The organism is Nostoc sp. CALU 546, assembly GCF_048836525.1.
Genome location: NZ_JAWJTF010000077.1, coordinates 36,810 through 45,622, shown reverse-complemented (window position 1 = coordinate 45,622; position 8,813 = coordinate 36,810). Strand labels below are relative to the sequence as shown.

Below are 8,813 nucleotides of genomic sequence, written 5' to 3'. Positions count from 1 at the left end.
ATCAAAGCGGATTCCTATATCTAATCTTCTCGGATGGGCATCTTGCCTGCTTTTGGCTACGGGCGGGTAAGACACCCACCCCACAAGCAGTAGTTGAGTATTTTTTATTTGGAAGCCTTTTAACTGGCAGCTAGTTTTGACACTTGAATTGCAACTTCAGACGGATTGTAGTTATCTGTAATCAGTTGTGGACAACGCATACAAGCTGCTTTCCCTTCTTGTTGCCACCACCGACAATCTCGGCGTATGGAACAGGGGGGTAGTTCTTCTGCCACTGGCGGTAACTTTTCTACAATTCGCATTGCTAGACGGCAATCTTGTCCATCAAAATGCTGGCAACCTTTAGTGGCACAAGCTGCCGCCGTCCGAAAAATTTCAGCAGGTGTAATTGGACTAGCTTTTGCTATCAGTTCATTAGTGATAGGCAAGGGCTGTTTAAGATAAGTTACACGGGGTTCTGCAACTGTTCCACTGATGATTCCGAAAACAACACTATCCTCAGATTCTGGTCTAGCACTGGGGCAAAGTGTAGTTTTATCAACGGTAATATCTTTCATCAATTGAGCCTCCAGTGGAGAGAATCTTTATGAATACAAGGGTTCAGTTGCTATCAGTCCTATCGTTGTAGGAATAGGAAACTTACCAAGAATTACGGGAACTAATTTTGATACTCCACCTGCAACACTTCTTGCTTCTTCGTCAGACATAGATAATAAAGTTTCTTCTGAATCCAAAACTTCATTCCGACGTGCCACAGCATTTTTCACAGCATCATCAATCAAATCGCTAATTTCAATTTGACTGTTATACTTTTTTTCTTTCGCTTCCATGTTGATTTACCTCTGATTTATTGACTATTGACTATTACTAATCAGTGTAATTGCCTAATATGTCCTTATCTTAGGAAAAAAGAAGCTACTCACTCTATATCTTAAGAACCCTAAAGTAGACAGAAATAAAACTTTTATGTCACTAAAAAACGATAAATTTTAATTCGCCCCTATTTTTCTGTAGGGGCATATATCATTTACTCAAGCTATAAACTATCGGATACCAATTCAAATTTGATATCTCAGGCAATTGCGATCATTAACTAAAATATTTATGTCCCGAAAATGTTGGAAATTGATAGAGAATGTCTAATTTCTAGTTACTTTAGATCAACTTGGGAAAACATATAATCTCTAAAATATCCAGATAAAAAGCTAGATTTGGCATTTATAGTACTATGCGATCGCACACCATCACTACTCTTCATTTACAACCTCTTGCCTAACAAACAAAGCCCGATAAACAGGTTCACCCTTTTTTTGCGTACCTATTTCCCTTTCTGTTGGAACTGGTAAGGGGTTTTCAGTCAACCATTCTCCTGTACCAATTTTCTCAAAATCTGGATTTTCCGCAAAGCGATCGCGCATTTCTACAGCGACAAATTCCATATCTGATTGCAGAAATACAAATCCCCCAACCGCAAGATATTTCGCTAAATCTGCCACTAATTCTGGTTGGACTACACGACGTTTCGCATGGCGGGTTTTAAACCAAGGATCGGGGAATTGAATTGTAACGCGTTGTAAACTTCCTGGAGGGAGAGAAGATAAAAGTGAGTGCAATGAGTTATTCACATTGCAAAACAAGTAGTGCAGGTTTGTTAAAGCCAACTCAGAACGTAACTTATTCGCCTCCACCACCAGCGGTTCCCGAATTTCTAAGCCGAGAAAATTCCAGTTGGGTTCTATCTTGGCCATATTCAGCAAAAACTGTCCCTTAGCGCAGCCAATATCTAGATGTAGTGGTTGATTTGGCTTTGCATAAACTTTTTCCCAGTCAAGGGGATTTGCTGGTGTTTGATACTTTTTACCAAGTGGATTAACATGCTGGCGGACTCGGACTGCTGCCAAAATTTGCTCTCCTTCAAGTGAAAATATCCTGTAGTGCAACTCCAGGTTACAAGGAAGTCTAGCAAAAGTATGCCAAAAATTATTGGTCTATCATTCAATCGCCTATCCAGCAAAAAGTTTTTGACACTACCACGACTATAAGCGGTGGGCTTTTTGCTCCAATACTTGTAAAGCAGTCTGAGTCAAATATGCCATCTTTACACTGTATTTTGAGGTTTTCGAGAAATTTATATTTTTGAAGTCCCTCATTTTGCATTAATCTCTAGAATTAAAATGCTTAAGCACATTTGCTCTAGTCATGGAGGGAGGAAACTTAAACAGTGGATATTTTAGATTTGTTTTATAAGGGCGGGCCAGCGATGTGGCCTTTGCTCATTTTGTCGATTCTGGCTTTGAGTGTGATTTTCGAGCGTTTGTGGTTCTGGTTAAGAATTTTGACTCAGGAAAAGCAAATAGTCGATCGCATCCTAGATGCTGCCCAGGATAATTGGCAAGTAGCTGCGGACATTGCAAGACAAGCAAGCCATCAGCCTGTTGGGCGTTTTCTTTACGCCCCTCTACGCTTAACAAAAAGTAATGCAGAAACCTTTCGATTAGCACTTGAGGCTACAGCAGAAGATGAATTGGCTGGAATGCGGCGAGGTGAAAAGCTTTTAGAAGCCGTGATTGCCCTCGCACCCCTGCTAGGATTATTAGGTACAGTTTTAGGTTTAATCCAGTCTCTGCGCTCAATTCGGATTGGCGATTTAGGAACTGAATCTACTGCTGGAGTGACTACTGGTATTGGTGAATCCTTAATTAGTACGGCAGCAGGGCTAATAGTTGCCATCATTAGTTTGGTATTTTACCGCCTATTTCAAAGTTTTGTCGTCAACCAAGTTAAAGTTTTTCGTAAAGCAGGGAATGAAATGGAATTGCTTTATCACCAGTCCCCGCCTGACTTTAGTAATATTACATCAGCAATTGTGCGGGAGAATTTCACTCCACCCCGCAAGTCAGGAAAGACTCGGTTGCCTGAACCACCTGAACCCCCGAATGCACCTAATTAATAGTCAAAAATTCAACTCCGAAACCAGGCTTTATAGTGAGACATGAAAGTTAATCTACATACTCCAATTGAAGAAGTCCAAATTCAAATCATCCCTTTAATTGATGTTGTTTTTTGTATCCTGACGTTTTTTTTGTTAGCGGCATTACAATTTACACGACAACAGGCGATAAATGTTGATTTGCCCAAAGCCAGCCCCAGTTCAGTATCCGGGATAACGTCACAGAGTGGAAGTCTGATTGTGACTATCGATGCCGTTGGCAATACTTACATAGAAAAACAGCCTATAAAACGGGAGGATTTGGGACAAACGTTAAAACAGTATCTCCAACAAAATCCCAGTGCTGTTGTGGTGCTGAATGCTTCGCGCACAGCAACTTATAATGATGTGATTGAGACATTAGATTTACTACGGCAAGTAGGAGGCGATCGCGTTTCTTTGGGAATTATTCCTGGCCCATCTCAACCACCCACAAGCTTACCAAACCAGCCTGCTATCCCCTCTTTCCCCATAAATCCTGGTGATACACCAGTTCCAGGTATCAATCCCGAAGGGAATCTTGCCCCTAAATTTCCCTTAGCACCTAATTCCGTACCCTTACCTACGGCGGTTCCTAGCTCACCAGCGCCTTAAGCGCCAGCACCCAAACCAAACAAGCCCAACCTACTCTTAAAAGATAATGTAGGGCATGGGGCATGGGGTATGGGGCATTGGTTATTAATTTTCTTCCCCTGCTCCCCCTGCTCCCTTACTCCCTCATTCCCCACTCCCCCTTCAAGCTTTGTGGCAAACCTAAAGATATCTAAAATAAAATTCGGTCAGAGAAAATTCTCTGCTAATTTATAAATAATTGGTTGAGCTTTAAAGATTTTTCCACCGATAAACTAAAGTAATTTATCACCAATTGCCATTCACGTTTCAGGGGTTGTGGCATGAATATCGTGACGCTTTTAATTGTTTGGGTAGTAACAGCTATCAGCTTATTGATAATTAGCAAGTTGCCTTTGGGAGTTGAAATTGAAACTCCAGGTAAAGCCTTTCTTTCTGCCGCAGTGCTTGGGATCGTGACAGCAATAGTTAGACCGATTTTAAGCCTCGTTTTTGCAGTACCAAATTTACTTACCTTGGATTTACTATCCGGCATTTTCACATTTATGATTGCCGTAGTTTGTTTTAGTATTGCTGCTTGGCTAGTAGAGGGCTTTCGCTTACGTTACGGTATTTGGAGTGCTGTGATTGGGGCATTTGCACTGACTATAATTAACAGCTTAATCTACAAACTCTTGGGCGTCTAAAGTTAGGAGTTAGGAGTTATTCATAAATCTTAACTCTGGCAATTTTAGATTTTCAATTTTAGATTTTGGATTGAAGTAAAAATCTAAAATCTAAAATCTAAAATTGAATTACTCTTAACTATTCGTTGGAACTTGGTGGAGCAACTGGGGTAGTTGATTGTTGTTTACGTTGCTCGCGTTTTTTGCGATCGGCTGAGAGCATATCTGCCATCACTATCAATGCTTGCGCCATTTTGTCTAGGTTAGAACGGTATAATTCCAAATCTTTGTTGAGTTTGTCATCGGAGAGGTGCAGACCAGCAGCGATCGCTTTCAATGCCTCAGTGAGTTGTTTTTCGTCTTTGACTAATCCGGGATCTGACTGCTCTAATAACGAAAATACACCAATTGCGAACAAACGGTTGTATTTAAAGTTAGGATTATTGGCGATCGCTTGCAGTTGTGCTTGTAAGTCACCATCTCTATCTAAATAAGTAGTTTGGCCTAGCCAACCAATTAAATCTTTAACTGGCAAACCTTTAGCTACAGCTTGCAATCTTTCAGCATCCTGTCGAAATTGTTGCGGATCTTGTTCTATAGCCCGACATAGGGCGTTAAAAATTGATTCTTGATCCCGTTCGGGTTGATAGCCTTCCATGAAGCGGTCAAAAGTAGTGACGACACCCAAGGCATAAATTGGATTGTAGCTAAAATCGATATTTACTGACAGCAGATGCATTTCCACCATCAATTCTTCTACTACCCGACGATAAATAGTGTTGATCGGACGGGTGTGAAGATTGTAGAAAGTTCGTTTTGTATCAGAGACTGTACGGACGTTATTCACAAAGAAAAAGGAAATGTTAAGGGCGACGTATCTTTATTTTCTCGCTTAAAGGCTACTTTGCCAAGTTGAGCTTTTAGCTGGTGACAGTTTCATTTACAATGTAGACAAATCAGAAGTATTTTATAAGCTAGTAGCCACAGGGGATTAAGACCTTTTCTCCTAAAAAACTAGCCAAAAAAAATTATCATCCTTAATGATTCTTTTATCGCATTTATGAACTTCTCGCCACAGTTAATTGCTTTAGGTGAGTACCTAGCTGGTGAATTTGATAATCGGGAACAAGCCATAGCAGAACCAGTTTGGTATGTCCACCTGCGCTTGTGGCAAAGACCAGTTAATCTCTTCACAGAAGATAGTATTACCTTGTTTGCCGAACAGGCTAACGTTATTACCCTAGATCAACCTTATCGCCAGCGAATTATCCGCTTGCGTCAGGGGAGCGACTCTGACGCAACCGTGGAAGTACAATATTATATGCCTCAAGATCCAGGTGCATTAAGAGGCGCAGGTCATAACCCTGCTCTACTCAACACACTGACACCCGAACAATTGGATTTACTGCCAGGTTGTATCCTAACAGTTACTCAAGAAAAACTAGCTTGCGATCGCTATAAGTTCACTGCTACCCCACTACCAGACACTCGTTGTAGCTTTACTTATCTTGGCAATACTGTGTATGTTTCCTTGGGTTTTGCAGCTACAGGGGCAGAATTTTATAGCTATGACAAGGGAATTGATCCAACTACTGGAAAAGCAACCTGGGGAGCGATTATGGGGCCTTATCGCTACACCAAGCGAAATCAGTATTGAATAAGATAAAGTTATGAGTCATGAATTTTCAATTAACTCCTAACTCCTAACTCCTAACTCTTTTCTAACTGGCAATGCTACGAGGTACACCTTCTAAAGCTTCCTCTTCTGTTTCAAAGATTTCAAAAACAGTATCCATCATCGTCACTTCAAATACGAGTTTGGCTTCTGGATGTACATTGCAAATGCGGAAACTACCCTTGACTTTATCAGCATCGCGCATTCCTGCGACTAAAGAAGTAAGACCAGAACTATCAATAAAATTTACCTGAGCCAAATTTACAACTACATGGCGACTGAGTTTGGAAATACACTCCTGTAACTTCAGGCGAAATTGCCAAGCAGTGGTGATATCTAGGCGACCTGCTGGTGTCAGGACAATAACGGTGTTTCCGTCTTGGGTTGTATAAGTTTTTTGGTCTATATGAATCACTAAAGCCCTCCCCGTGCCATTCCTATGTAAGATTAACTAGTTGCAGAATTTTCTAATGCTGTCACTTGAGATTAACAAGGTATAGCTAAAATTGTCACCTTTTTCTGCTAAGTGCTTAACTTTAGTAGTTTAACTCATCAAAATAGTGGAGAGTGGGGAGTGAGGGAGATGAGAAAGAGAAGATCAGGATCATAACTCCTGACTCCTAACTCCTAACTCAGCACTCAGCACTCAGAACTCAGCACTATTTAGCTGTCCAGTTGATCCAATCTTGAGGCTTAAGGAAGGTTTCATACAACTCGGCTTCAGGGGAATTGGGTTCCGGTTGATAGCCATATTCCCAGCGCACTAAGGGTGGTAGGGACATGAGAATTGATTCAGTGCGTCCGTTGGTTTGCAGACCAAAAATGGTGCCTCGGTCATAAACCAAGTTAAATTCTACATATCTTCCCCGACGGTAGAGTTGAAAATTCCGTTGGCGATCGCCATATTCCATCCCATGCCGCCGTTCTACAATTGGTACGTAGGCTGGTAAAAATGCTCTGCCGCAGTCTTGCACAAAACCAAACAAATCTTCCCAATTGCGGGTTGCTGGTGTTCCCACCTGGTTGCTATAATTAGCCGCTTCTCCGTCGGGATTTGGGCCGCGATATAAAGCACCTTGACCATCTTGGTAATCAAAAAACAGACCACCTACTCCCCGTGTCTCGTCACGATGCTTGAGGTAGAAATATTCATCACACCACCGTTTAAATACTGGGTAATATTCTGGGTGATGTTGGTCACAAGCCTGTTTTAACGTTTTGTGTAAATGTGCCGCATCTTCAGCAAATGGGTAATAAGGTGTCAAGTCAAGACCACCACCAAACCACCAAACTGGCCCCGCTTCAAAGTAGCGATAATTTAGATGAACTGTGGGTACGTAAGGATTATGAGGATGTAGCACCATTGAAGTGCCAGTGGCATAAAAGCCATGCCCTGCTGCTTCCGGGCGTTGGGCTAAAATTGAAGCTGGCAAATGGGAACCCCAAACTTCAGAAAAATTTACACCTGCTTGTTCAAATATTGCACCATCTCGCAGCACGCGCGATCGCCCTCCACCTCCTTCTGGGCGTTCCCAACTATCTTCATGAAACTTAGCCACACCATCTAGTTTTCCTAATGATTCAGTAATTTCGTCTTGCAGCTGTTTCATAAACTGACTGACTCTAGTCTGAGCGTCAGGTGCTGGCAAAGATTTGGATGATACTGCTTCTACAGTTGGTGTTTGCGAGTTGGTCAACATAGATTCCCGAACCTAAATTACAATTTCCAGAAAGCCACAAATTTTTCATTTTAAAATTTGGGGGAAACACGCGCCAACAATCTAGCTCTATTTGCCCAACCCGCTTTTTCTTACTGGTTAAGCATTTATACGATTGATGGGCATCACTAGAGTTATTTTCCCTCAAATGCGTATAGGCTTGTATATTGAATTAGTTTTTTTTGAAATTCTTAATTGGAATATTCTGGTATAGAGACTAGATTTTAGTTCCAACCTTGAGGTATTAAGGCTTTAACCGTGCTACTCAGAATTTTTTTGCCATATTGCTGATATTAGCTGTTAGGGTCTGTACCGAATCGAGGCTTACTATGTTTAGTGAATTTTTGAGAAAGTTTTAATTTAGGGTTTGAGCGTAGTTGCACACCATACCAGAGTTACCAGAAAGTCTCTAGAGAGGAGGAGGATTAGGAAAATGCAAGGTTGGTTATCCAAATTCATCCACCGCAAACGTCGTCGGTTTTGCGCCTCTCTGGTGTGGACGTATCGAGAGATTAGTTCTGCTTCTGTAGATGAACTGTGGCAAAAAGTGGTTGACTTAACAGATGTTTCCTGGCATCCACAACTTAAGAGTACTAATGTTCCCCACGGATTAGTACCCAAACCAGGATTAATTTTTCAAGCTGTCACACGCTTTTCGCCAATTCCCATCAGAATTTTTGTGGAACGCGTCAATCCTAGAGAGATGCTGAGTATCCGAGTAATGGCAATTCCTGGAATTGAGGAAAGGGTGACTTATCAAGTAGAGTCAACGGTTTGTGGTACTTGTTTGTCTTATTCTGTAACACTACGGGGATGGTTATCGCCCCTGATTTGGTCTTTATCCCGTCCTTATGCAGACCGCGTTGCACGGTCTTTAGTCGAGGCAGTAGAAAAGACGGCATTGCCGGCGGTATCTGGTAAGAAAAAATCTCTTAATGACAGTTGTTTTGATTTTTAGGGATTGGAAATTGGGTAAGAAGCAGGGGAGCAGGGGAGCAGGGGAGCAGTAAGTCTTTCCCCTCTGCCCCTCGGTCACTGAGTTTACGGTGAGCGCAGTCGAACTGCATAGCCGCACCACTTCGTGGAAGCAAGCTACGCGCAGCGTCTCGTAGAGAAGTGCTAGTGCTCATTGGTGTCAACTTAACGCGAAACCGCACGTCCGCCAGAGAATGAATTCTCTGTCTCATAGCTAAAGT

At 41.9% G+C, this 8,813-nt stretch carries 11 protein-coding genes; 5 read left to right on the top strand and 6 right to left on the bottom strand.

Features of this window, described 5'->3' with window-relative positions; translation table 11 throughout:
- Positions 1–119 precede the first annotated feature (119 nt).
- From RRG12_RS29375 to trmB, 3 genes are all read right to left on the bottom strand, one after another.
- Positions 120–557, bottom strand: a complete 438-nt coding sequence (locus RRG12_RS29375; RefSeq protein WP_069070969.1) for a nitrogen fixation protein — start codon at positions 555–557, stop codon at positions 120–122.
- Positions 558–584: 27 nt separating this feature from the next.
- Complete coding sequence (locus tag RRG12_RS29370) at positions 585–830, bottom strand: hypothetical protein (RefSeq protein ID WP_069070968.1); 246 nt, start codon at positions 828–830, stop codon at positions 585–587.
- A 417-nt stretch (positions 831–1,247) separates the two neighbouring features.
- On the bottom strand, positions 1,248–1,901 hold the full coding sequence (trmB, locus tag RRG12_RS29365) for a tRNA (guanosine(46)-N7)-methyltransferase TrmB (protein WP_420761613.1): 654 nt from the start codon (positions 1,899–1,901) through the stop codon (positions 1,248–1,250).
- Between the two features lie 320 nt (positions 1,902–2,221).
- On the opposite strand from trmB, the gene RRG12_RS29360 reads away from it, so the two are divergent.
- From RRG12_RS29360 to RRG12_RS29350, 3 genes are all read left to right on the top strand, one after another.
- Complete coding sequence (locus tag RRG12_RS29360) at positions 2,222–2,950, top strand: MotA/TolQ/ExbB proton channel family protein (protein WP_420761612.1); 729 nt, start codon at positions 2,222–2,224, stop codon at positions 2,948–2,950.
- Positions 2,951–2,992: 42 nt separating this feature from the next.
- Complete coding sequence (locus RRG12_RS29355; protein WP_420761611.1) at positions 2,993–3,583, top strand: biopolymer transporter ExbD; 591 nt, start codon at positions 2,993–2,995, stop codon at positions 3,581–3,583.
- A gap of 299 nt (positions 3,584–3,882) precedes the next feature.
- Positions 3,883–4,245 (top strand): phage holin family protein, encoded by a 363-nt coding sequence (locus RRG12_RS29350; RefSeq protein ID WP_069070964.1) that lies wholly within the window; start codon positions 3,883–3,885, stop codon positions 4,243–4,245.
- A gap of 118 nt (positions 4,246–4,363) precedes the next feature.
- Here the strand turns inward: RRG12_RS29350 and psb29 are convergent, their stop codons facing one another.
- The gene (psb29, locus tag RRG12_RS29345) at positions 4,364–5,071 is read right to left on the bottom strand and encodes a photosystem II biogenesis protein Psp29 (protein WP_069070963.1); all 708 of its coding nucleotides are present in this window, start codon (positions 5,069–5,071) and stop codon (positions 4,364–4,366) included.
- Positions 5,072–5,284: 213 nt separating this feature from the next.
- Here psb29 and RRG12_RS29340 point away from each other — a divergent pair, with 213 nt between their 5' ends.
- Positions 5,285–5,881, top strand: a complete 597-nt coding sequence (locus RRG12_RS29340) for a chromophore lyase CpcT/CpeT (protein ID WP_420761610.1) — start codon at positions 5,285–5,287, stop codon at positions 5,879–5,881.
- A gap of 64 nt (positions 5,882–5,945) precedes the next feature.
- Here the strand turns inward: RRG12_RS29340 and RRG12_RS29335 are convergent, their stop codons facing one another.
- The gene (locus tag RRG12_RS29335) at positions 5,946–6,314 is read right to left on the bottom strand and encodes an STAS domain-containing protein (RefSeq protein WP_012411454.1); all 369 of its coding nucleotides are present in this window, start codon (positions 6,312–6,314) and stop codon (positions 5,946–5,948) included.
- Between the two features lie 244 nt (positions 6,315–6,558).
- Positions 6,559–7,599 (bottom strand): oxygen-dependent coproporphyrinogen oxidase, encoded by a 1,041-nt coding sequence (hemF, locus tag RRG12_RS29330; RefSeq protein WP_069070961.1) that lies wholly within the window; start codon positions 7,597–7,599, stop codon positions 6,559–6,561.
- 451 nt (positions 7,600–8,050) lie between these two features.
- On the opposite strand from hemF, the gene RRG12_RS29325 reads away from it, so the two are divergent.
- Complete coding sequence (locus RRG12_RS29325; protein WP_292735314.1) at positions 8,051–8,575, top strand: SRPBCC family protein; 525 nt, start codon at positions 8,051–8,053, stop codon at positions 8,573–8,575.
- Positions 8,576–8,813 lie beyond the last annotated feature (238 nt).

Bases quoted from the DNA above. Each gene is read 5' to 3' on its own strand.
- RRG12_RS29340 (WP_420761610.1), top strand. From the start codon at position 5,285: ATGAACTTCTCGCCACAGTTAATTGCTTTAGGTGAGTACCTAGCTGGT.
- RRG12_RS29370 (WP_069070968.1), bottom strand. From the start codon at position 830: ATGGAAGCGAAAGAAAAAAAGTATAACAGTCAAATTGAAATTAGCGAT.
- RRG12_RS29325 (WP_292735314.1), top strand. From the start codon at position 8,051: ATGCAAGGTTGGTTATCCAAATTCATCCACCGCAAACGTCGTCGGTTT.
- RRG12_RS29375 (WP_069070969.1), bottom strand. From the start codon at position 557: ATGAAAGATATTACCGTTGATAAAACTACACTTTGCCCCAGTGCTAGA.
- hemF (WP_069070961.1), bottom strand. From the start codon at position 7,599: ATGTTGACCAACTCGCAAACACCAACTGTAGAAGCAGTATCATCCAAA.
- RRG12_RS29355 (WP_420761611.1), top strand. From the start codon at position 2,993: ATGAAAGTTAATCTACATACTCCAATTGAAGAAGTCCAAATTCAAATC.
- RRG12_RS29350 (WP_069070964.1), top strand. From the start codon at position 3,883: ATGAATATCGTGACGCTTTTAATTGTTTGGGTAGTAACAGCTATCAGC.